Source organism: Pontibacter rufus (assembly GCF_015694705.1).
Classification (GTDB): Bacteria; Bacteroidota; Bacteroidia; order Cytophagales; family Hymenobacteraceae; genus Pontibacter; species Pontibacter rufus.
The window spans coordinates 118,546-141,072 of the sequence record NZ_JADQDR010000008.1 but is presented as its reverse complement, the minus strand read 5'-3'; the positions used below and the strand labels follow the sequence as shown (position 1 = coordinate 141,072).

The following is a 22,527-nucleotide window of genomic DNA, read 5'->3' as shown; positions in this document are numbered from 1 at the left end:
CTATGAACAAACTTTTAGCCTTCGCTCTTGCGTTTCTGATGGCCTTTCAGGTAATGGCCCAGCAGAAGCCACAATATTCGCAGTACACCCTCAATAACTACATCCTGAACCCCGCTATCAGCGGCATAGAGGATTATGCCGACCTGCGGATGGGCATAAGGCAGCAATGGGCCGGGCTGGAGGGCGCGCCACAATCATACTATGCTTCGCTGCACATGCCTATCAACAAGGATGTTTCCCCCTCCAACCGGGGCGGCAAAACCGGAGACATGCCCAAGTCCTCCACTAAGCGTACCAACGTATACCGCCGCGTAAGGCCGCACCATGGTGTCGGGGCCATGGCGATGACCACACGCACGGGGCCGCTGAAAAGGAGCAGTCTCAGCGCGAGCTATGCCTTTCACCTTCCGCTGTCGCGCACCACGCGCCTTGCAGCAGGCGTAGCGCCGGGCATTGTGCAGTATAGCCTGGACCAGTCTTACGTGAGAACCGCCAACGCCAACGACCCGGCTGTGATGGACGGGCGCGTAAACGAATTAAAGTTTGATTTAACAATGGGGCTTTGGCTGTACTCGCAGAGTTACTACGTGGGCGTATCCGGGGCGCAGCTTGTGCCCGGCAAGCGGCAGCTCCTGAACACCGATACGCCCGGAGACAACGACGGTAAATTGCAGAAGCACTATTTTGCCACGGCAGGTTACCGCGTAGATGTAACTTCGGAACTATCGGTTATACCTTCGGTGATGGTAAAGCTGGCGCAGCCCAGCCCCGCCTCTGTTGATGCCACCGTTAAGATCTTGTATGCCAACCGGCTATGGGCAGGCGCCTCATACCGCCACAAAGATTCGATGGCCGCCATGGCCGGTATAAACATCAGCCCGCTGCTGGATGTAGCTTACGCTTACGATGCCGGCACCTCGCCGCTGGGCGCCGCACATGCCGGCAGCCATGAGGTGGTGGTAGGACTTAAGCTGCGCAACACCCGCAAGGTTATCTGCCCCATCTGGGCATGGTAGGGCTGTGTAAAAAGTATCAGGGTGATAGGTACTGGGTGCTGATAACACACAAAGCGTATGGCCTAATTCAGACACTCGCGGGAGCTGCGCACGCCGCGGGGTCTTCAATGCAAAATTATACTTGCTGGGGCCTCTAAATGCTGGATGGGATTTGTAATCCCGTTCTACCGATTATAAGGATTTATAATCCGACATCTGATTTCATCATATAACTAGAGAGGCTTGCTTTAAAAGACCTCGCGGCGTGCGCAGCTCCCGGGCTTGCCTGCAAGTATAAACCTGTCAGCGGCCTGTGGCCGAAGTATACTCCGGCTTCACAAAAGCACACGGACAAGTATAAAAAAGAGGCTGATGTACATCAGCCTCTTTTTTATACTTCGTGCAGGACATGTCAGCTTATTTTCTCTGCTTTAAAGCCTGCTTTCTCCACCGTGCTTTTTATCGCCTCGGCATCCAACGAATCTGTGGATACTTCCAATACCTTATCCGGGTTGTTCGTATCTACTTTCCAGTCCGATACACCCTCCAGCTTGTTCAGATGCGGTGTTACTGCTTTCACGCAGTTGCCGCAGTTAATGGTTGTTTTAAATTTATAAGTTTTCATACGTAATTTAATTTATCAGTTAAAAATACATTCCGGATGACCAGATAAAATCAATTATACATTTATGGGACTCATCAGCAAGTATGAAACATCAATTGTGAATCATATAATCCGGCATTTGAATTTATAGTTTTCTGCCCCGCAGGCGCAGGCTGTTGGTTACCACCGACACTGAACTCAGGGCCATTGCGGCGCCGGCAATCATGGGGCTCAGCAGGAAACCGGTGAAGGGATACAGCACGCCGGCGGCTACGGGTATACATATCACATTGTAAAAAAATGCCCAAAACAGGTTCTGGCGGATAGTTTGCACTGTGGCTCTTGACAACTTCACAGCGGCGGCCACCTGCGTCAGGTCGGAGCGCATGAGCGTAATACCGGCCACATCCATCGCAATGTCTGTACCCTGCCCCATCGCAATGCTGATATCGGCTGTGGCCAGGGCCTGCGCATCGTTGATGCCGTCTCCTGCCATCGCCACGGTTTTGCCTTCCGCCTGTAATTTCTTCACCATGTCTGCCTTATCACCTGGCAGCAATCCTGCCTCGAAATGGGTGATACCTATTTGTCTGGCAACGGCAGCGGCCGTCTGCTGGTTGTCGCCGGTGAGCATGTATACTTCCAGACCTGCCTCCTGCATGGCTTTTATACCTGCGGCGGCTGTGGGTTTAACCGGGTCGCTTACAGCGAAAACGGCCAGCGCCCGCATGGCATCAGCAAAGAAAATTACGGTTTTGGCATCTTCCTGCAGCTTTGCAGCTACCTGCTGCAATTGCTCCGGCACCCGTACACCCTGCTCGTGCAGCAGCTTCTGGTTTCCGGAAAAATAGCGCACGCCCTCATAATCTGCTTCGATGCCCAGGCCGGTAAGGCTGCTGAAGTAATCGGGCTGGATTGCCTGCTGGCCGGCCTCCTTATAATAAGTATAAACGGCCTGCGCAATAGGATGCTCCGACTGCGCCTCCATTGAGAAGAAAAGCTGTTCCAGGCGCTCCTTCCCTGTTACGTTTTCTGCCCATACTACGTCCGTTACCGACGGTTTGCCCAGTGTGATGGTGCCGGTCTTGTCAAGTATAATGACGTCTGCTTTGTGCGCCCGCTCCAGGCTTTCGGCGTCTTTTATCAGGATGCCATGCTCGGCGCCGCGGCCTACACCTACCATGATGGCTGTAGGCGTAGCCAACCCAAGCGCGCAGGGGCAGGCAATCACCAGCACCGAAATCGTGGATAGCAGGGCCTCTGACAGGTAAGCCTCACCGCCAAGTATAAGCCAGGCAGCAAAAGTAAGCAAAGCGATAGCGAGCACTACCGGCACGAATATTCCAGCGATTTTATCTACCAGCTTTTGCACGGGTGCTTTGCTGCCCTGCGCCTCCTGCACCATTCTGATGATGTGGGCCAGCGTGGTTTCGCTGCCGGTTTTAAGCGCCTGCAGTTGTACACTTCCTTTCTGGTTGATAGTGCCTGCGTAAAGCATGTCGCCCGGCTGTTTTTGCACCGGCAGCGGCTCGCCACTCAGCATACTTTCGTCTACAAAAGTAGTTCCGGCCACTATTTCGCCATCCACAGGTATGCGCTCGCCCGGCAGCAGCGCTACCCTGTCTCCTACCTGCACCTCTTCTATCTTCAGCTCCAGTTCTTTGCCGCCGCGCACGATGCGCACCGTTTTGGGCTGCAGACCCATCAGCTTTTTAATGGCGGCGGAGCTGCGGTCTTTTGCACCCTCTTCCAGGTATTTGCCCAAAAGTATAAACGCGATGATAACGGCCACCGCCTCGTAGTATACATGCGGCATAAGCCCGCGGCTCAGGAAAAACTGCGGATAAACCGTGTTGAACACGCTGAAGATAAAAGCAATGCCGGTACTGAGCGCCACCAGCGTATCCATGTTGGCTCTGAAATGTTTGGCTTGCGCCCAGGCGCCGGTAAAAAAGCGCTGCCCTGCCCACAGCAGCACCGGTGCGGTGAGCAGCAGCATGGCCCAGTTGCCCCAGGCAAACGCGCCATGAAAGAACATGCCAAGTATAAAAACAGGCACGGCCAGCACACCAGCCACAATGGTTTTCCGTTTCAGTTCGGCCAGCGCTGTTGCCTGCCGCCCTTCCAGTTCTTCCTGCGTCTGCTCGTCTATCAGCAGCTCAAATCCTATTTCGTGTACAGTATCCCGCAGTTGCGCGGGGCTTATCTGCTGCGGCTCATAAGCCACCTGCACCGTTTTGGAAGCAAAGTTTACATTGGCTTCCTGCACGCCGCCGGTGGCGCGCAGCATACTTTCGATGCTGCCGGCGCAGGAGGCGCAACTCATCCCCTCTACCGGAAACGTCTGCTTTGTAAGTTTACTTTCTGCTATCGCTGCCATCTTTAATTTCTCTAAATGTCTTATACAAAGATACGACAGCAGTGCAGCCAATGTCTTATACAATTCAGAAGAAGGATTACATCTTTTATCTCAATCCGGTAGCAGGAAAGTAGTTGCGGCGCCTCATCCGCAATCTACAGCAATTAGATTATACTTATATTAATTTTAAATCATCAGTTTTATACTTATTTAACACATGGCTGCCAATACCTCATTAAGAAGCTATAAAACAATAATTTTGCTTGTTTGTTAATTATTCTTCATCTTTAAAATCCTGGATAAGCTAAGTATAAATTTAATTATTTCAAGTATAAGTTTTTAAACTTCAAAGTGTTATGGCAAATTTTCAGGCCTATTTTCCGGCAACCCGGTATGCAACAAATTAAAAAGACCAGAGGCATCAAAAGCTATACGCAGACAATGCGCTATGTTGGCCTGTCTTTTATCAGCCTGATCGTAGTGCTTGTTTCTATTTGTGTGTTTTCTTACATACAAGCGACACAGGTACAGCAGGAGTACGACAGCAAGGTATTTTATGCCTACCAGCGGCTGAAGTTAGTGAACGACTTATTCAGGGAGAATGAACTGTCGCAGGCCTTACTGACGGCCCATGTGCTAACGCAGGACGCAGCTAAAAAAGACAGCCTGTACCAGGAGATGAAGCAGGTTGAGGAAGTAAATAAAAATATCATAGATAAACTTGGTACGCTCCTGACCCAACCTGAAGGGCAGGCATTGCTCCAATCTCTTGAGCAGGATCAAGCTAACTATAACATACATGCCGACAGCCTGCTTAAACTGATTGACAGCAATCTGCTAAAAGAGGCACAAGCCTACACCAGGGCATACCTGGCGCCTTTTTATAGCCGCTACCAGGCGCAGCTTATCAGCCTCAGCAACAACATAGCAGAAGCAACCAAACAGGATATCGGTGGGTTTAAACCTAAGTTTGCTTTCATTGTAAATCAGTATGCGCTGCTGCTGTTGCTCGCCCTGGCTTTTGCTGTTGGAGCAGCCTTTATACTTATAAGAGTATTCAAGCGGATGCACCACGAGAACCACATGCTGAATGCCGAGATCCGGGAGCGCATGCAACTTGAAACCGCTTTGCAGGAAAGCCAGCGCCAGTACAAAGCTTTGTTTAACAACAATCCGCTGCCCATGTGGGTTGTCGACCAGCAGAATTACAGGTTTCTGGAAGTGAACAAGGCCGCACAGCAGGAGTATGGCTATACCCGCGAGGAATTTTTATCTAAAACTATCTGGGATATCCGGCTTGAGTCTGAAAGAGCTGCTTTAGAGGAACAGTTCGCCAGTTCAGATAAAAATGCGCTGGCTGCCGGTTACTGGCGGCACAAACGCAAAGATGGCAGCATTTTTAAAGTAACTACCAGATCGCACAGGCTGCCGAAGCACAAAGATGCACATCCGAGGGTGGTGGTGGCCATCAATGTACAGGAGCAGGTTGATATACTGGAGAAACTTGAGCACAGCGAGAAACAGCTGCGCGAAATCAGCTCCAGCATACCTGGCGCCGTCTACCAGTTTCAGCTTAATCCGGACAGGAGCTTTAGCTTTCCGTTCGTGAGCGAGGGCATTCATGCTTTGGTGGGCATACCTGCTGCCGAGGCCATCGGGCGCCCGGTGGATATGTTCGGCCTTTTACATCCCGATGATCTGGCCATAATGGAAAGATCTATGATGCATTCGTTCCGTACCTTTTTGCCCTGGGAGCTGGAGTTCCGGGTATGGCATGCAGGCAAAGGCAAGTATGTATGGCTAAGGGGGCACAGCCTGCCCACCGCTAAAAAAGATGGTTCGGTGTACTGGAACGGCACCTTTATAGATATTACCAAACAAAAGGAAGCCCAGGATCAGCTGACCAGAAGCGAGGCCAACCTGCGTGCGCTGCTCGACAGTGCACCTCAAGCTATTTTTCTGCTCGATCAGGAAATAAATGTCATCACGTTTAATGCGGTTGCTGCGGCAGATATCAGGCGCAGCCAGCTCAGGACGCTGGAAAAAGGGCAAAACCTGCTGGAGTTTATAGCAGCACCTCTACAGAAGCAGGTAAAAGACAACCATGGCAAAGCCATGCGGGGCAAAGCTGTTTTTTACGAAGCCGGGGCAGGTAATTACTGGCACGAAATCGCCTATCGCCCTATACTGGCCGCCGATAACAGCGTGCTGGCTGTCTCTTTAACCATTAACGACATATCGGACCAGAAGAAAGCTATCAAAACCATTAAACGCAGTGAAGCCCAGTTGGCACGTGCCCAGCAACTGGCTCACTTAGGCAACTGGGAGTATGATTTGGCAAGCGAGACTCTCTCGGTATCTGATGGTGTCTATACTATACTAAGAGAAAGAAAAGGGACATTTCTGCCTTCGCGGATCAGTGCCATGCAGTACATACACCCGCAGGACAAAGACATGGTGGAAAACAAGCTCAGAGAGGCTGTACACAGCAAAAAAGTAGTGGCTTTTGATCACAGAATTATACTCAAAGATGGTTCTGAACGCAGCTTGTTTGAAATCTGTGAGCTGGTTTCAAGTATGGATGGCACCCCCATCCGGCTTTCGGGCTCTGTGCAGGATATTACAGAACGCGTAGAAGCTGCGCGCGAAGTAACGGAAGCCAAAAACCTGTTGCAGTCCACACTCGAAAATATTCCGGAGATAATCTTCTCTGCCGATGCAAGTTTTAAGCTTACGTACATAAGTCCGCAGTGCCGCGAGGTAACAGGTTATACTGAAGAAGAGTTTCTGCAGAATTACATCCTTTGGAAGGAGGCGCTGCTGGATGCAGATAAGCAAACTATGCTACACAAGCTGGTTCCCAACCTGCTGGCCGGCCACCGGCAACAGCACGAAATACGGATACAGGCCCGAAATGGCGATATCAGATGGCTGCAGCTACGGCTCTCACCTATGATGGATGAGCAGGGAAAGGTGCTGCGCATCGACGGCTCGGCTGCCGATATTACGCAGTACAAGGCTGAGGAGGCAAAGCGCAACGAGCTTACCGATCAGCTACTGAAACAGAACCAAAACTTACAACAGTTTGCCTACATCGTGTCGCACAACCTGCGGGCGCCCATTGCCAACATCCTGGGCCTTACCTCCATCTATAACCGCTCCCAGCCTGATGCCGCCCTTAACCAGCGTGTGGTAGACAACCTGGGAAAATCGGCACAACTGCTGGATTCCACCATACGCGACCTGAACGAGTTGCTGACTTTGCGCAGTGAGCTGCAACACATTCAGGAAGTCGTATACTTTGAGCAGGTAGTACAGCACGCACTGGATAGCCTGGCGGTTCAGAAAGGAGATGCCGAGGTAGTGATTGATTTTGATGCTGCACCCAAAATCAAAACAATTCGCAGCTATGTCCAAAGTATTATAACTAATTTAATATCAAACGCCTTTAAATATAGATCGCCGGACAGAAAATTGCATTTAACGTTAAAAACTACCAAACATAGTGACTATATTTGCCTCACTGTTTCGGACAACGGCCTTGGTCTGGATCTGGCAAAGACAAAAGATAAACTGTTTGGCCTGTACAAACGCTTTCATCCCGGCATAGAAGGGAAAGGGCTGGGCCTGCACCTGGTAAAGACACAGGCAGAGTTGCTTAATGGTAAAGTAGAAGTAAAAAGCCAGCTGGGAGTTGGTACCACTTTCAACATTTATTTCAAGAACTAACAGGAGAAAAGAGCGTGTTGCATAGAGTATTGCTTATAGATGATGATGAAGTAAATAACTTTGTATGCGAGAGCATCATCAGGAATTACAATTTTGCAGAAGAGGTTTTAAGCTTTGAGCGGGCAGAAGATGCTATTGCTTTTCTTAAAAAATCTGCTGACAGCACCTCGCAAAACTTCCCGGATTTGATTTTCCTCGACATCAACATGCCGGGCATGGATGGCTGGTCTTTTATTGAAGAGTACCGCCAGTTACCTGAGCAGTGTACCAAGCATTGCTACCTGTTTATGCTCTCATCTGCCGTAGACAGAAAAGATATTATGAATGCCAAAAGCAACGAAGAGGTGAAGGAATTCTTCTCCAAGCCACTCTCGCCTGAAATACTGGATATTATCAAAGAGGAATTTATTAGTAGCTGATACCAACCCTCTAAAAAGGAAGTGGCCGCCGGAATTCCGGCGGCCACTTCCTTTTTAGAGGGTTAGTCAGGTATTTCAGCAAAACCACAGTGCTCTAAATCCGGCTATGGTCAGCGTCGTCCGGTTCTTCTTCGTCTGCGCCCAGCGGCTGATCGCCCCTTCGTATGCCTGCCACATCGCCGGTCATACCAGTGTCGCTGCCTTCGTATTCAAAACCGGGCCCCTGCGCAAACGACTCAGTGCTTTTACTGTTATTAGCGCCATAGCCGGTTGCCTCGTTGCCGCCAATATGTAGGTTTTGCAGTTTGTCTTTCTGCCCCTCACGCTCCGTATCTCCTCCCGCACCAATGTTGCGTTTGGCTGTCGGGTCGGGGTGGTTATCATTCGAGACGCGCTCGTTATAGTCACTGTTCACGTTATCCGGCCGATCAGTTATACTTTCTTTCGCTTTATCTTCTTCGTCAATACGCATGTCGTTTCAGTTTTAGTGTATACCTGTGTTATACGCGCCCCTCTGCCGCATGTTCAGTGCGCCTGTGCTATACTTAGCCCGGCCTTAAATCTATACTTGTACCCTGTTATTTTGCAGAAACATCATTCAGCTGCCAGTTGTACGGGTAATAATCCAGCGTATACGTTACCGGAACAGGCACCTGGCGGTACAGGTTAATGTAATCCGGAACAGACGAAGCCTGAGCTAAAAAATCCGGCCGGTACCATTTAAAGATTTCTGATACCAGCACCCGTTTAGCGTCGGGCTGAACCCGAATAAAGCGGCCATGCTGCAAAGTATGGCGGGCCTGATCCTCCAGCTGTCGCTCTACTGCCGCCGGCGTATATGCCTCGTTGCGCAGCGGCGGGCACGACATGGCCGCACAAACAAGAGCAAAATGCAGCCGGGCATCATGGAACGGCTCCCGCAGCTTTTTGGATTCGAGTTCGTTGAGCGTAAGCTGCTGGCCCGCCACCTTAAATTTAATTTTATCAAAGAATCCCGGGATGTCCTTCACCGATTTTACTGGGTAATGTTGCAGCACCTGCTGCAGCACCAGTACATTGTAAGCATTCAGGTAAAAAGCCTTTTGTTCTGATGCCGTGGCTCCGTTTAAATTATAGCTGCTTATCTCCCGCACCAATTGCTGCAACTGTTTTTTGTGTTGCAGCAAAGCCTTATAATTTACCCTGCCCTCCTGCACATGCTCTTGCAGCAGGTTGGTAAGGGAAGTATAAAAGTCCGGCGCTGTATAGAAGTATAGCGCTTTAGTTACTGCACCAGAAGCGCGCACCGCGCCATATGGGGTAAGCAGCAATAAAAATAAAACAAAGTATGGCAAACAACCTTTCATGCTGAATTCCTCTGATGGTGTACTTTATAGTATGGCTGGCTTTAACAACAACCACACCATTTCGTTACCTTTGGAAAATAACACACTGAAACGGCACCCGGTCCCGCTTATTTTTGTTCAGCGATAATTAACCAGTTAAAGGCTACATGAATCTTTCCAAAATTTACGATCCACGCCAGATGAATTCCTACCAGTTTGTTGCGGCCACCGGCCTGGTAATGACGCTGGTGGCGCACCTTATCCTGGTATTGCTTGGCAAAACCGTCAAAAACTTTGATGCTTTATACTTGTGCTGGCTCGTGTTTTTCAGCCTCGGCACCATCGCTAACTATAGAAGCAAGCCCGGAGATGATCACCATCACCACTAAACCGGTGACCGCAATAAGTATAAATTATGTCCGATCAACAAAACTTAAGTCCCGGCTACCTGATAAAATCCAGCAGCGCCTGATGAAACTGCTGCGTTGCTTCCAGGTGCGGAATATGCCCCACGTTTTCTAACACCACCAATTTACCTTGCGGAATAGCTGCAGCCGTTTTCCTGCCCAACTCCGGATACTGCCCGTGCTCCTGCAATTTTTGTTTGTCTTTGATGTAGCCTTTGTCCACAATGGTTCTGTCTGCCTGGCCTATTACCAGCAGCGCCGGCATTTGTAACTGACTAAACTCATACACCACCGGCTGCTGGTATATCATGGCATAAGTAAGGGCAGATGCTTTGGCTACCTTCGGATAATCCGGGCTCTGGAGTTGCGCCGCCGGCACCCGCACCCACTCGTCGTAAGCCGGTTTCCAGGAAGTATAGTAGCTTTGATGATACTTCCGCATCGATTCCCCTGTACGGTTCAGTTCTGTCTGGTACAGCTCCGCCATGTTTTTGTAGGGCACAAAGAGGCGGTAATCCTCCAGCCCGATAGGATTTTCCAGCACCAGCTTCGTTGTCATCTCCGGGTATAGCAGCGCAAAACGCGTAGCCAGCATCCCGCCCATCGAGTGGCCTACTACTATCACTTGTTTTACGCCCAGGTGCTGCAGCAATTCCTGCGTGCTCTGTGCCAGCTGATGGAAATTATAGTATACTTCAGGCTTGTCGGATTTGCCGAATCCAATCTGATCGGGCACCACTACCCGGAAACCGTTTTCGGACAGGAATTTAATGGTTTGCGCCCAATAAGCGCCCAGAAAGTTTTTGCCATGCAGCAGCAGCACCGTTTGCGGGTTCTGCACCTTTTTGGCAGGCGCCACATCCATGTAAGCCATTTTATACTTTTCGCCCTCTACCTGCACCGGAAAAGACTGCACTTCATATGGATAGGTGTACCCATCCAGCGTAGCATTATAGGTTGGTTTTTGCTGCGCCTGCGCCAGTTGTGGCAGCAAAAACAGCAGGTTGAGAACTACTACAAGTATAGGCCGGGGTTGTTTTAGTGTCATAAGCTTCCTGTTTCTTGGTCATAGTTTTACAGCCAGGCCTACAGAATTGTTTAAAACAAAAGTCCGCAGCTATATTATAGGCCTGAAGTATAAAACAGAAACCTGAAAACTTTTCCGGCAGCAAGGCGTGTTCTTCGGGCGTCACTGTTTAACCCAGCTTGCAGATTCTGATTTTGTCATCACTCTTCAATTTCTGCCAGGCGGCTGTGTTTTCCGGTATGCTGCTATCTGTCATACTTTCTCTGGCACGAAGCAATCAGCCCATAAGTCAGTCAAAAAAGCAACAGCCCCTGAGACTTTATCCCGGAGGCTGTTGCTTTAAAATGAACCAAACTTATATTACTTATACTTCAATTTTACTGCAGCGGGTGGTGGAGCAGCACAACAGAGTTGCCCTGCACCATTACGGCATCGCCTGCGGCATAAGTGATAGCGTCTTCTATCAGGTTTTCGGTTGTGTCCAGTATCTTGGTCCACTTAGTGCCATACTTGGCCGGTGGCAGCCTGTATTCCAGTTCGCCGTGGTACGCGTTGAAAATAAGATAAAAGCTGTCGTCCAGAATCTGCTCTCCTTTTGGCCCCTGCGAGTGCACCCCGCGCCCGTTTAAGTATACGGCCAGAGACTTTGCAAAATCATGGTTCCAGTTTTCCTCTGTCATCTCAGTTCCTTCGGGCAAAAACCAGGCAATATCTTCTACACCAACTCCCTTGATGGGCCTGCCCTGAAACCAGCGGCGGCGGCAAAACACCGGGTGGTCTTTTCTAAGCCTGATAAGCTTCTGCGTAAAGGCAAGCAAATCCTTGTCGGCAGCCGCCCAGTTTACCCATGATATTTCGTTGTCCTGGCAATAGGCATTGTTATTACCGCCCTGTGTGCGGCTTATCTCATCGCCGGCTACCAGCATCGGCACGCCCTGGCTCAGGAAAAGCGTGGTCAGGAAATTTCGCTTCTGCCTTTGCCGCAGTGCCAGTATAGCCGGATCATCGGTGGGACCTTCTGCGCCGCAGTTCCAGGATCGGTTGTGACTCTCGCCGTCATTGTTGTTCTCGCCGTTTGCCTCGTTGTGTTTCTCGTTGTATGATACCAGATCATTCAGCGTGAAACCATCATGGGCAGTTATAAAGTTAATGCTGGCTGTAGGCTTGCGGCGGTCGTCGCGGTACAGGTCGGAACTGCCGGTAAAACGTTCGGCAAACTCAGCCAGCATGCTGTCGGCGCCGCGCCAGTAGTCGCGGATACAGTCGCGGTACTTGCCATTCCACTCCGACCAGCCCGGTGGAAAGTTGCCTACCTGGTAGCCACCTTCGCCAATGTCCCAAGGCTCGGCAATCAGCTTTACCTGCGATATAACGGGGTCCTGGTATATAATATCGAAAAAAGCACTCAGCCGGTCTACCTCGTGCAGTTCGCGGGCCAGTGTAGAGGCCAGGTCAAAGCGGAATCCATCCACGTGCATCTCCAGAATCCAGTAACGCAGGCTGTCCATAATAAGGCGCAGTACATTGGGCAGGTTGGCGTTCAGCGTGTTGCCGGTGCCGGTATAATCCATGTAGTAGCGCTTGTTGTCGTCTACCAGCCGGTAATACGAGGCATTGTCGATGCCGCGGAACGAAACCGTTGGCCCCATCTGGTTGCCCTCGCCGGTATGGTTATACACCACATCCAGAATCACCTCAATCCCCGCCTTGTGGAATTCTTTCACCATTTTTTTAAACGCCAGCACCTGATCGCCTATCGTACCCGTGGAAGCATATCGCACATCAGGCGCAAAAAAACCGATCGTATTATAGCCCCAGTAATTGGTCAGGCCATTGTCTTTTAAATGACGATCAGTGATAAAATGATGCACCGGCATCAGTTCTATCGCCGTAATACCCAGCTCTTTCAGATAATTTATAGTAACCGGGTGCGCGAGTGCCAGATAGGAGCCGCGTATCTCCTCCGGAATATCCGGATGAAGCTGCGTAAAGCCTTTTACATGTGTTTCGTAAATAATGGTCTGGTGATACGGAATCTTTGGTGCGACATCCCCTTCCCAATCGTATGCCGAATCGATAACGACTGATTTTGGGATAAAGGGCGCACTGTCTGTTTTACTAAAACTCAGATCCTGGTTTTTGTCGCCCATTTTATAGCCAAACAGCGAGTCGTGCCATTCTATAGTGCCCGAAATGGCTTTTGCATAAGGGTCGATTAAGAGCTTATTGGGATTAAAACGCTCGCCTTCCTGGGGATTATAAGGCCCGTACACCCTATAACCGTACAGCTGTCCCGGCCTTGCGTCAGGCAGGTACACGTGCCATACCTGGTAAGTACGCTCCTCCATCTTCACCTTTGCGAACTCCTTTTTGTCGTCCGGATTATTAAATAAACAAAGCTCCACGTTGGTAGCATTGTCTGCGTAAAGGGCAAAATTCACTCCTTTCCCGTCCCAGGTGGCACCCAACGGAAACGGGCTTCCAAGATATGTAGTAATTTTCATGTAAATATTTAAGCATTAATAAAACAGCAGCTTATATCAGCTGCTGACAATTACCGGATTGCCGCCAAAGTATAAATGCAACATGCGGGCTGGCGGCAAAGCCATTTCTTATACTTTATAAACAGCAAATAGTTTAAGGCTGACGTGCGGCATGTTTACTGGCCGCAGCAAAAAGCACCTGCCTGTTTTCTGATTCCTGCTATGCTCCTGTACTTTGTGTTATCATCCTGAGCAGGCATACATTTTCGGAAAAAAGAAAGTCAGCAAAAGATAGGCAAAGCCGCAAGATGATCATCAGCGGCATTGCAGGCGATGCCAACAGCCTGCACCCACCAACAAAATGGATGCAGGCAGGCGCTCCGAATGCTTCAATAGTATTGCGCCTGTTGCAGTGCTTTTTCATGTATAAACCGAAAGCTTCCGGCCGCAAAGCGCCAATACAACCTGCTGAACTGCAAACCACTACAACTAAAGTTTATACTTACCGGATATAAGTAAACACGGGCGGCAGAGGTATAGATAAATGAATAAAAATTTATAACTAGAGGCAACCCATTCAAATTCTTCTCCGTGATGAGAGCGCAAAACCTGATAGCGTGAACGACACAACGAGCAAAGAGGTCGAAGACTTGCTTAGCGGATGCCTGAAACAGGACCGTGAGGCACAAGGAAAGCTGTACAAGCATTTCTTTGGCTATGCCATGAGTATTTGTGTACGCTACTCAAAAGATGCAGAAGAGGCAGGAGAGGTGCTTAACGATGGTTTTATGAAGGTGTTTACGAAACTAAATCTGTATGACCCTAAAAAACCATTTAAACTGTGGCTCCGGCGGATAATGATTAACACGGCCCTGGACAGCTACCGTCATAACCTGAAGCACTACCACTTGTCGGACATAGAAACGGCATTGCCGGAAGCAGATTCATTTGACGTGTTACAGCAAATAAACTATGAATACCTGATTAGCCTCATTCAGCAGTTATCGCCGGCTTACAGAACTGTTTTCAACATGTATGTAATAGATGGCTACCTGCATGAGGAGATAGCAGAGATGCTAGGAATATCGGTGGGTACTTCTAAATCGAACTTGTTTAAAGCAAGGGCCAATTTAAGAGAAGCATTAAAAAAAAACAGGATAGATGAGCACAAACAATATATCTGACGAAGAGCTCGACGACCTGTTCAGGAAAGCCGCCGGCAACTTCGAGCCCGCCTTTGATCCGGATGCCTGGCACGGCATGGAACAAAAGCTGGATCGGGTGCAGGAGCGTGTGCGGCAGAAATGGCTAAAACGATTCTTTCCGTTGCTTTTGCTGGTCCTGATTGTAAGTTTCCCAATTATACTGAAGCGTACGCAAAGCCCACAATCTGTAATAAACAGCCAAGAGGCCATAACACCGGAAACACAACAAAAGAGTATAACAGCCAACACTGAAACGGCGGAAAAAACATTCCGGAACATTAAACCCGAACAGGCACAGGTTGCTCCCCAAAAGGCCATGGAAAGCAAACAGGCACCGGTTGCTGAAGCTGCTGCACCCAAATCGGAAAAGAAGAAAACAGCAGGAAGGAGTGCCCGAGCTGAGAAAAATAACCTGCAGCAGCTACCTGCCACAGTCTTGCTCCCGGATACAACAGCCGGCGTGGTTGAACTGCAGCCTCAACCGGAAGAAAGGCAGCAACAGATGACGCTTGCTCCTGCTGATACGCAGAAAACTGCCGCAGATGCACTGGCGCTGCAACAGGTTTACCCCAAATCCGGAGAAGCGGCTGCGGCGGATTCAGTCGAAAAAGTAGTAAGCGACACACCTGTTACAGCCATGGCCGACAGCAGCAGGCTGTCCGAAAAGAAGAAACGAACTTTCTTAAGCAGCATCGGGATAGCCCTGGTCGTTGCGCCCGACTTTACGATGGTGAAGTTCAGGAATCCGGGCGCTATCAGCACCAATGCAGGCATCAGCATCAGCATACCCATCACCCGGCGGCTCAGTCTGGTATCGGGGGCCGTGTGGGCCGATAAAGTATACGGAGCTTTGCCCCGCGACTACACCCCTTCTGATGATTATTGGGATGGTAAAAAACTGCCCACCACCATAGACGCTGTTTGTAAGGTGCTGGACATACCGCTGAACCTGGAATGGCAACTGCTGGAACACGGCCATAGCACAGCGGCCATACAGGCAGGCCTCTCCAGTTATATTATGCTGGACGAAAAGTATACCTATAACTACAAAGGCAGCGGGTACTACCCTTACCAGAAAACGTGGGAACCGGCCGGCCAGAACAGGCACTGGTTTAAAGTACAGAATTTAGCTGCCAGCTATACTTATAAAGTTTCTCCGGCCTTTTCGCTGGGCGTTGCACCCTTTGTAAAAATACCGCTTTCAGGCATTGGCGCCGGGCATGTAAAGCTGTCCAGCGCCGGGGTTTTCCTAAGTGCCGGCTATCGTTTCGAACTGAAATAAAAAACACAATTTTTCTACCCCTGGTAACACAGCCTGCTCTGTGTTAGGATGACCTGCTGTGCCTTTACTTTTAGGAATTTGTCGCTTTTCACAAATGAACGCCATGCTCTCATACCCTGAATACCAGCGGCTGCCAGCCGGTCTGCTGCCCACTGATTCTACTTAACCGTTTGCGGTTGCGTCCGAACTCTTCAACTCCTTTTCAGCCAAAGAAAGAAGAGGCGATACATAAACTGATGCGCTTTATGCCGGGCTTGCCTTAAATGGTACAGTCAGGTTTTCCGGATAACACTTTGCACAATCTATAAACTCAAAATAAACTACTATGGCACGTTTAACTTATACTTTCCTGGCGCTTCTGGCTTTTCTCGGCGCTGCTGTTACGGCTTGTACCAGCGATAATTCTGAAGATATAGATCCGCAGCCGAAGCCGCAACCCGAACAGTGCGACACCACCAATGTTACTTTCGCCAAAACTGTATCACCTATACTTGCCGCCAACTGTTACAGTTGCCACAGCTCCTCGGTAGCCACCAATGGCGTGGTGCTGGATACCTATGCCGGGGTACAAAAGCAGGCCAATAACGGCAACCTTGTAGGTGTAATTACGCATGCTCCCGGCTACCCTCCGATGCCCCAGGGAGGCGCTAAACTTCCTGCCTGCGACATTAATAAAATAAAGAGCTGGGTAAAGGCAGGCGCGCCTAATAATTAAAAAGCAGTGCAACATACTTTTTGCTTTGCCATGTGGCCTTGCAGCGTGAGTTCCTGCAGGTAAGGATGCGCCATACCTGAATGCCGCCCGTTTACCTGATACAAACCTTCAAACACAGTTCTATGAAAAAGACCATTTTTATACTATTGATAGGCTTGCTCGGTTTTCAGGCAGCAGTCCGGGGGCAGGCACGCTATTTCACGAAGCAGGGCCATATTTCGTTTTTCTCCGAAGCGCCCCTGGAAAACATCGAGGCACACAACGAGCAGGTCGTATCTTTTATCGACATGAGTACAGGCGATTTGGTTTTTTCGGTCACCATGAGAGCTTTTCAGTTCAGGAAATCCCTGATGCAGGAGCATTTCAACGAAAATTTTGTGGAGTCTGATACCTATCCGAAGGCCACCTTCAAAGGCCGCGTGATGAATATCAAAGCCATTGACCTGTCCGGCGACCATACTTACAAAGTAAATGTAACGGGAGTGCTCACCATACACGGCGTGGACAAGCAGGTTGATACCGAGGGAATATTGGTAGTGCAAGACAACAAAATTCAGGGCAAGTCTACCTTTTCGGTTACGCCGCAGGAGTTCAACATCGAGATACCCTTGCTGGTGCGGGAGCACATTGCCAAGCGCATCGATATTACTGTGGAAATGCTTTACGAACCCTTTACCAGCCAGACACCATGAATTTATTTAAAACCAGTTTTGTGATTTGTTTTGCCCTGCTACTATCGGCCACCGGCCGGGCGCAGGACGATTTAATGGCGCTGGCGGAGGCACAGGACAGCGTGCAGGTAAACCAGGTTTCCGGCACATTTAAAGCAACCCGCCTGGTGAACGGCCATACCGTTGAAACCAACGGCGGAGGCACACTGCTTTTCCTTATCTCGCATCGCTTCGGGACACTCAACAGCGGCGCCTATAACTTCTTCGGCCTGGATCAGGCTACCATCCGGCTCGGCCTGGAGTATGGCCTTACGGACAAGCTGACCATCGGTGTTGGACGCAGTTCACTGGAGAAAACGTATGATGGATTTGCAAAGTATAAACTGCTGCAGCAAACCAGTACGGGCACCCGGATACCGCTGACGCTGACACTGTTTACCAGCACAGCGCTGACATCCTTAAGGCAGGACCCGGAACAGCAAAACCCGTTTTCTGCGCGGCTTACCTTCACGCACCAGTTGCTGCTGGCCCGTAAATTCAACGATAAACTGTCGCTGCAACTCTCTCCTACGCTGGTGCACCGCAACCTGGTGCCTGCGCGCAGGGACGAAAACAATGTATATGCGCTTGGGGTTGGCGGCAGGTATAAATTAACAAAACGCACTTCTTTTAATGCCGAATACTATTACCTGCTGCCCGGCGAAACCGCTGACAATTACCGGAACAGCCTTTCTTTAGGGTTTGATGTAGAGACAGGCGGCCACGTATTCCAGCTCATTTTTACAAATGCCCAGGGCATGGTCGAAAAATTCTTTATACCCCAGACCACAGGCAACTGGGCTGATGGCGACATTTACTTTGGTTTTAATATCTCACGGGTGTTTGACCTCCAGGGCAAGGACAATAAATAAGATTTCCATGAGTGCAAGTATAAGCTGGCAGCAGGCAGTTAAGTATAAGCCTCAGGTATAAATTTCATAGCCTTAAAAGAGGTTTCCATACAAAAGCCCACCGGGTTCCGGTGGGCTTTTGTATGGAAAGTAGTAGCGTTGCACCTGACTGCACAGCATAAGCCTCTTTCCTGTTAATTACTCGGTGCTGCTGCCGGCTTTCAGCAGTTTGCCGCTTACGGGTTTGCCATCGAGCACTACGCGGTAGAAGTATAAACCCTCCGCTACCGGTATTCCGTGGCTGTCGGCGCCGTCCCATTGCAAATCATGGCGCCCAGCTCCCAACTCACCGAAAGAAATTTCCCTGATTTGCTGCCCTGACGCGGAATAAATAACCAGGTTGATGGATTCTGTCTTTTCGTGGCTGACAGAAATCTTCACATCCGCTGTGAACGGGTTAGGATAAGCCACTGTCTGTTTGTCATCCGGATTTGCTGCCTCGTCGCGGGCAATAGCTTCCTGATAGAACCTGTGCAATACCCTGTACGTCCAGCTGCTCATGCCGTGCGCGCCTCCCTCCAAATCTACACTTATCCTGCCGGAAGTAGCGCCTTCAGGCACCCTGGCCAGGATGAAGAAGTCGTTGTAGACGGTAAAGTCCTGGGCCGGCACACCGTTAAAGCTTATTCTTGTGGCAGTGGCCAGGTTCTTGCCAAACAGGAGAACCCTGGAGCCGGCGTACCCTCTGTCAGGCGCGAAGACAATGATAACAGGTTGCAGCACGATAAAAGCATCTTCACTGCTTGCCTTTCCTCCTGCCGTTTCCACCTCTATTTTTCCGGAACGGGCTGTAAGCGGCACAGTAGCTGTTAAAGTCGAGTCGTTGACAACGGTAAAGCTTGCCTCCATCCCGTTGAAGCGCACAGCAGAAGTAGTCAGCAGGTTGGCGCCGGTAATAGTGACAGTAGTACCCGGAAGCGCCGCCCGGGGTGAAACGGAGGTAAACACAGGAGCCGGTGGCGCTGGTGGCACAGACAGGTCTTTTATTTTGATGACCCAGAAATCGGGCGCCAGAGATTCTGTTTTGTCGCCGCTTATAACTGAGTAGGAACCACCACCCAGCAAGTAGCCTCCATCGGCCGTAACCAACATGTCGCCCAAAAAGTCAAAGTCATTCCCGCCAAAGCGTTTATCCCATAGCTTTTTGCCAGCGGCATCGATTTTCACAATCCAATAATCCTTCTCCCCCCAGCTGGCTTCGCTCTTGTCGCCGCTGATGCCAGATTCAGAGGACCCCCCTAGCAAAAAATTTCCGTCTGCTGTAGCAAGTATAGCAGAAAGTTCATCACTTTCGCTACCACCAAAAGTTTTGTCCCATACTTTATTTAAGCCTCCGTCGGTTTTTACAATCCAATAATCATCTTTGCCCCGGCTGACCTCGCTCTTGTCCCCACCTATACCTGAGATGGAAGAGCCAGCTAACAGATAACCTCCATCCGGTGCGGTAACTATAGTTGCCAGCACATCTTTGCCAGCGCCGCCAAAGGCTTTATCCCCTACTTTATTTCCCGCAGCATCTATTTTCACTATCCAATAGTCATTTTCGCCCTGGTTAGCTTGTGTCCTGTCGCCGCTTATACCTGAACTGGAAGTGCCGCCCAGCAGGTATCCGCCATCTGCAGCAGCCACAAGGTCGGAGAGTTCATCGTTACCGGAACCGCCATAGGTTTTATCCCATACTTTGCTACCATTTGCGTCAATTTTGATTATCCATTGGTCGCTTCCGCCCTGACTGGCTTCGCTCTTATCGCCACTTTTGCCGGAAAATGAAGTGCCGCCTATCAGAAAGCCGCCGTCAGGTGTGGTAAGGATGGTGCCCAGCAACTCGTTCCCAGTGCCGCCATAAGTCTTATCCCATAGCTTATTCCCGTCTTTATCGATTTTGATAAGCCAGAAGTCAGACTCTGACGCTTCGTTTTCGCCTTTAAATGTAGAAGATTCGGCTATACCACCCAGCAAGTAATTACTATCCGGGGTAGCAATGATAGTGGTAAGGCGGTCGTAGCCGTATTTCGCATAGTACTGTGTCCATACCTGATTTCCGCTTGTATCTGTTTTGACAACCAGAAAGTTTGCATGGGTCTGCATGCCGCCCGTATCATAATTTGTTCCAGCCAGCAGGTAGCCTCCCTCCGGCGCAGTGGCCATTGCCTCAAGTTGATTATCATCCCCATCATTATACGCTTTGTCCCACACAATCAGGGCAGGCGACGAAGCATCTCTCACCACAAAGGACCTGACCACATTTTTTGCGGTTGCATTATACATGTCGTTGCCCGGCTGCGAGGCATATATCGTTACAACACCTTCTCCGGTGATAGTGAGAATACTGTCGGTCACTGTGGCCGGGCCTCGTACCTCAAAATGCACCGGTAGCCCCGAACTGGCTCTGGCCGGTAGCACAAAGGGAGCATCGTCCAGTGTCTTGTTTGGAATAGAATCGAAAGTAATGGTCTGGTCCTTTTTTAATCCATCTATCTTTATCACCCACCAACTAGGCGTTCGTCTTTCTTTAGTTTTGTCGCCGCTAACACCTGACAAGGAAACCCCGCCGAGCAGGTATCCTCCTTCTTCCGTAGTTAGCATAGCATGTAGTTCATCAGAGCCATTCCCACCAAAGCGCTTATCCCGAATTTTATTACCACTTCCATCAATTCTCACGATCCAGTAATCATTGTCACCTCGGCCGGCTTCTGTCACATCACCACCTTTTTCTGAATCTGAATAGCCGCCCAGCAGGTAACCACCATCGGGTGTAGCCAACATGTCACTTAATGTCTCTAAACCGTCCCCGCCAAAATACTCGTCCCACACCTTATTTCCTTTAGCATCTACTTTCACTATCCAGTAGTCATCTGAGCCCTGGCGTTCCTCGCTATACTTCTCAGAATAGGCAGAGCCGCCCAACAGAAAGCCGCCGTTGGGTATGGCCAGCATTGCGCCTAAATCAGCCCATGCTAACCCCTCAAAGCTCTTGTCCCATATTTTATTACCGCTTTCGTCTATCCTCACTATCCAGTATCCCTCATCCCAGGGACCATCGTCTGTTTTGTCGCCGCTTATATTTGAAAAGGAAGTGCCACCCAATAGGTAGCCGTTCGGAGTAATGACTATAGCACGAAGGCCATCATCTCCGCTGCCGCCATAGGTTTTGTCCCACAGTTTATTCCCGTTCTTATCGGTTTTGATAATCCAGTAATCTGTTTTGCCCTGGTTGGCCTCGCTTTTGTCGCCACCTACCGCAGAGGAAGAAGTGCCCCCTACCAGATAGCCGCCATCTGCCGTAGCAATCAAGGATGTAACAGCATCCTCTCCGCTGCCGCCATAGGTTTTGTTCCATATTTCGTTGCCTTCAGCGTCAATTTTGATGAGCCAGTAGTCCGAATCATGCTGGCCAACTCCATCACTGGTGGGGGTTTGCGTAATTCCTCCCAGCAGGTACCCCCCACCCACTGTAGCAATAGCGGCATTGAGGCGGTCGTCACCACGGTTTGTGTAAAGCCTTTCCCATTGTTCTGTCCCGTTGCTGGCTATCTTTTGCACCAAGCCTCTGCTAACAGGAGGGTCTTCCACTATGTCATTATTCGTTCCAGCCAATAGGTAGCCGCCTTGCTGCGAAGCAACCACAGCAGGGAGATAAAGTTCTCCTCTAATATGATAAGCTTTATCCCATACCTTGGTCTGGGCCAGAGCCAATGAAGCAAAGCTGCCCCATAACAGCAGCACCAAGGCAGCGCGGAGCCACCAGGAGTTCAGGAAAAAACTCCTAAGCATGTTTGGAAAAAGTAAAAGTGCTTTCATGAGAATCAGGATTTAAAGTTTTTAAATGGAAATGCTACCGGAGAAAAGCCAAAGCCGATGCCTTGTTGCAAGCATCAGCCTGGCCAAAGTGAGGCCAGGGGGAGAAAGATATGCCAAAGGCGGGCGCAGGGTAATAGCACTTCTGCGGCAGGCAGGCTACAGAAGTTAAAAGTCATAAGTAAAATCGCTTCAGGGTAAGAGAGGAAACCATACTGACAGCCCACGTAAGTACAGCAACATAAGCCTGATTAATACTGAAGTATTATTACCTATAGTATACTTATACTCTGTGTTCTATAAACTTAGCAATAATTTAAGTAATTATTTATATTATAACGATATTATATTTAGTAGAGAGCAAGAATAAGGAAGTAAAGTTCTAAATAATCGTATGTCAATGGTTATCAGAATATTAAGCCCTCTTAAAATAACACACCCGCTGCCTTAAGTATAGTAGTGCTTCTTATATTGGGCATATTGCACCAGAAGAAACCGCTGTCTGGCAAACACCCTGGCAAGGTGTATAGCAGTCTGTAAGTATAGTTCTCCGGATAA

17 protein-coding genes are annotated in these 22,527 nt (G+C 49.7%); 10 read left to right on the top strand and 7 right to left on the bottom strand.

Translation table 11 applies throughout. The annotated features are described in order from the left end of the window. The first annotated feature begins 2 nt into the window (after positions 1-2). Positions 3-1,016, top strand: a complete 1,014-nt coding sequence (locus tag I2I11_RS14490; RefSeq protein WP_196268447.1) for a PorP/SprF family type IX secretion system membrane protein — start codon at positions 3-5, stop codon at positions 1,014-1,016. 391 nt (positions 1,017-1,407) lie between these two features. On the opposite strand, the gene I2I11_RS14485 is transcribed toward I2I11_RS14490, so the two are convergent. After that, on the bottom strand, positions 1,408-1,620 hold the full coding sequence (locus tag I2I11_RS14485) for a heavy-metal-associated domain-containing protein (RefSeq protein ID WP_196268446.1): 213 nt from the start codon (positions 1,618-1,620) through the stop codon (positions 1,408-1,410). 124 nt (positions 1,621-1,744) lie between these two features. Beyond that, positions 1,745-3,979, bottom strand: a complete 2,235-nt coding sequence (locus I2I11_RS14480; RefSeq protein WP_196268445.1) for a heavy metal translocating P-type ATPase — start codon at positions 3,977-3,979, stop codon at positions 1,745-1,747. A gap of 372 nt (positions 3,980-4,351) precedes the next feature. On the opposite strand from I2I11_RS14480, the gene I2I11_RS14475 reads away from it, so the two are divergent. Further along, a complete protein-coding gene (locus tag I2I11_RS14475) occupies positions 4,352-7,687 on the top strand; it encodes a PAS domain S-box protein (protein ID WP_196268444.1) in 3,336 nt (1,111 codons plus the stop codon). 14 nt (positions 7,688-7,701) lie between these two features. Beyond that, on the top strand, positions 7,702-8,106 hold the full coding sequence (locus I2I11_RS14470; RefSeq protein WP_196268443.1) for a response regulator: 405 nt from the start codon (positions 7,702-7,704) through the stop codon (positions 8,104-8,106). A gap of 94 nt (positions 8,107-8,200) precedes the next feature. On the opposite strand, the gene I2I11_RS14465 is transcribed toward I2I11_RS14470, so the two are convergent. Then, positions 8,201-8,578, bottom strand: a complete 378-nt coding sequence (locus I2I11_RS14465) for a hypothetical protein (RefSeq protein ID WP_196268442.1) — start codon at positions 8,576-8,578, stop codon at positions 8,201-8,203. Between the two features lie 106 nt (positions 8,579-8,684). Then, positions 8,685-9,452: a DUF547 domain-containing protein gene (locus I2I11_RS14460; protein WP_196268441.1), complete on the bottom strand. Its 768-nt coding sequence runs from the start codon at positions 9,450-9,452 to the stop codon at positions 8,685-8,687. Positions 9,453-9,598: 146 nt separating this feature from the next. Here I2I11_RS14460 and I2I11_RS14455 point away from each other — a divergent pair, with 146 nt between their 5' ends. Next, positions 9,599-9,820 carry a hypothetical protein gene (locus I2I11_RS14455; protein WP_196268440.1) on the top strand — a complete coding sequence of 74 codons (222 nt, stop codon included), beginning with the start codon at positions 9,599-9,601 and terminating at the stop codon, positions 9,818-9,820. Positions 9,821-9,875: 55 nt separating this feature from the next. Here I2I11_RS14455 and I2I11_RS14450 read toward each other — a convergent pair whose 3' ends face one another. Together I2I11_RS14450 and glgX are read right to left on the bottom strand one after the other, a co-directional pair. Next, entirely contained in the window at positions 9,876-10,886 is a 1,011-nt protein-coding gene (locus I2I11_RS14450; protein WP_196268439.1) for an alpha/beta fold hydrolase, read from the bottom strand. A gap of 356 nt (positions 10,887-11,242) precedes the next feature. After that, positions 11,243-13,369: a glycogen debranching protein GlgX gene (glgX, locus tag I2I11_RS14445; RefSeq protein WP_196268438.1), complete on the bottom strand. Its 2,127-nt coding sequence runs from the start codon at positions 13,367-13,369 to the stop codon at positions 11,243-11,245. A 287-nt stretch (positions 13,370-13,656) separates the two neighbouring features. Between glgX and I2I11_RS14440 the strand changes: the two genes are divergently transcribed. The 6 genes from I2I11_RS14440 to I2I11_RS14415 all read left to right on the top strand — a co-directional run bounded on the left by I2I11_RS14440 (position 13,657) and on the right by I2I11_RS14415 (position 18,132). Beyond that, positions 13,657-13,863 carry a hypothetical protein gene (locus I2I11_RS14440; RefSeq protein WP_196268437.1) on the top strand — a complete coding sequence of 69 codons (207 nt, stop codon included), beginning with the start codon at positions 13,657-13,659 and terminating at the stop codon, positions 13,861-13,863. Between the two features lie 102 nt (positions 13,864-13,965). After that, positions 13,966-14,532 carry an RNA polymerase sigma factor gene (locus I2I11_RS14435; protein WP_196268436.1) on the top strand — a complete coding sequence of 189 codons (567 nt, stop codon included), beginning with the start codon at positions 13,966-13,968 and terminating at the stop codon, positions 14,530-14,532. Continuing rightward, the gene (locus tag I2I11_RS14430; RefSeq protein WP_196268435.1) at positions 14,510-15,835 is read left to right on the top strand and encodes a hypothetical protein; all 1,326 of its coding nucleotides are present in this window, start codon (positions 14,510-14,512) and stop codon (positions 15,833-15,835) included. The genes I2I11_RS14435 and I2I11_RS14430 overlap by 23 nt, the downstream gene beginning before the upstream one ends. Positions 15,836-16,160: 325 nt before the next feature. Beyond that, positions 16,161-16,550: a hypothetical protein gene (locus I2I11_RS14425; RefSeq protein WP_196268434.1), complete on the top strand. Its 390-nt coding sequence runs from the start codon at positions 16,161-16,163 to the stop codon at positions 16,548-16,550. A gap of 122 nt (positions 16,551-16,672) precedes the next feature. After that, on the top strand, positions 16,673-17,242 hold the full coding sequence (locus I2I11_RS14420; RefSeq protein ID WP_196268433.1) for a YceI family protein: 570 nt from the start codon (positions 16,673-16,675) through the stop codon (positions 17,240-17,242). Further along, positions 17,239-18,132 carry a DUF5777 family beta-barrel protein gene (locus I2I11_RS14415; protein ID WP_230680304.1) on the top strand — a complete coding sequence of 298 codons (894 nt, stop codon included), beginning with the start codon at positions 17,239-17,241 and terminating at the stop codon, positions 18,130-18,132. The genes I2I11_RS14420 and I2I11_RS14415 overlap by 4 nt, the downstream gene beginning before the upstream one ends. A 177-nt stretch (positions 18,133-18,309) precedes the next feature. On the opposite strand, the gene I2I11_RS14410 is transcribed toward I2I11_RS14415, so the two are convergent. Beyond that, positions 18,310-21,972, bottom strand: a complete 3,663-nt coding sequence (locus I2I11_RS14410) for an IPT/TIG domain-containing protein (protein ID WP_196268432.1) — start codon at positions 21,970-21,972, stop codon at positions 18,310-18,312. Positions 21,973-22,527: the final 555 nt, after the last annotated feature.

Bases quoted from the DNA above. Each gene is read 5' to 3' on its own strand.
- I2I11_RS14490 (WP_196268447.1), top strand. From the start codon at position 3: ATGAACAAACTTTTAGCCTTCGCTCTTGCGTTTCTGATGGCCTTTCAG.
- I2I11_RS14485 (WP_196268446.1), bottom strand. From the start codon at position 1,620: ATGAAAACTTATAAATTTAAAACAACCATTAACTGCGGCAACTGCGTG.
- I2I11_RS14480 (WP_196268445.1), bottom strand. From the start codon at position 3,979: ATGGCAGCGATAGCAGAAAGTAAACTTACAAAGCAGACGTTTCCGGTA.
- I2I11_RS14475 (WP_196268444.1), top strand. From the start codon at position 4,352: ATGCAACAAATTAAAAAGACCAGAGGCATCAAAAGCTATACGCAGACA.
- I2I11_RS14465 (WP_196268442.1), bottom strand. From the start codon at position 8,578: ATGCGTATTGACGAAGAAGATAAAGCGAAAGAAAGTATAACTGATCGG.
- I2I11_RS14460 (WP_196268441.1), bottom strand. From the start codon at position 9,452: ATGAAAGGTTGTTTGCCATACTTTGTTTTATTTTTATTGCTGCTTACC.
- I2I11_RS14455 (WP_196268440.1), top strand. From the start codon at position 9,599: ATGAATCTTTCCAAAATTTACGATCCACGCCAGATGAATTCCTACCAG.
- I2I11_RS14450 (WP_196268439.1), bottom strand. From the start codon at position 10,886: ATGACACTAAAACAACCCCGGCCTATACTTGTAGTAGTTCTCAACCTG.
- glgX (WP_196268438.1), bottom strand. From the start codon at position 13,369: ATGAAAATTACTACATATCTTGGAAGCCCGTTTCCGTTGGGTGCCACC.
- I2I11_RS14440 (WP_196268437.1), top strand. From the start codon at position 13,657: ATGATCATCAGCGGCATTGCAGGCGATGCCAACAGCCTGCACCCACCA.
- I2I11_RS14430 (WP_196268435.1), top strand. From the start codon at position 14,510: ATGAGCACAAACAATATATCTGACGAAGAGCTCGACGACCTGTTCAGG.
- I2I11_RS14425 (WP_196268434.1), top strand. From the start codon at position 16,161: ATGGCACGTTTAACTTATACTTTCCTGGCGCTTCTGGCTTTTCTCGGC.
- I2I11_RS14420 (WP_196268433.1), top strand. From the start codon at position 16,673: ATGAAAAAGACCATTTTTATACTATTGATAGGCTTGCTCGGTTTTCAG.
- I2I11_RS14415 (WP_230680304.1), top strand. From the start codon at position 17,239: ATGAATTTATTTAAAACCAGTTTTGTGATTTGTTTTGCCCTGCTACTA.
- I2I11_RS14410 (WP_196268432.1), bottom strand. From the start codon at position 21,972: ATGAAAGCACTTTTACTTTTTCCAAACATGCTTAGGAGTTTTTTCCTG.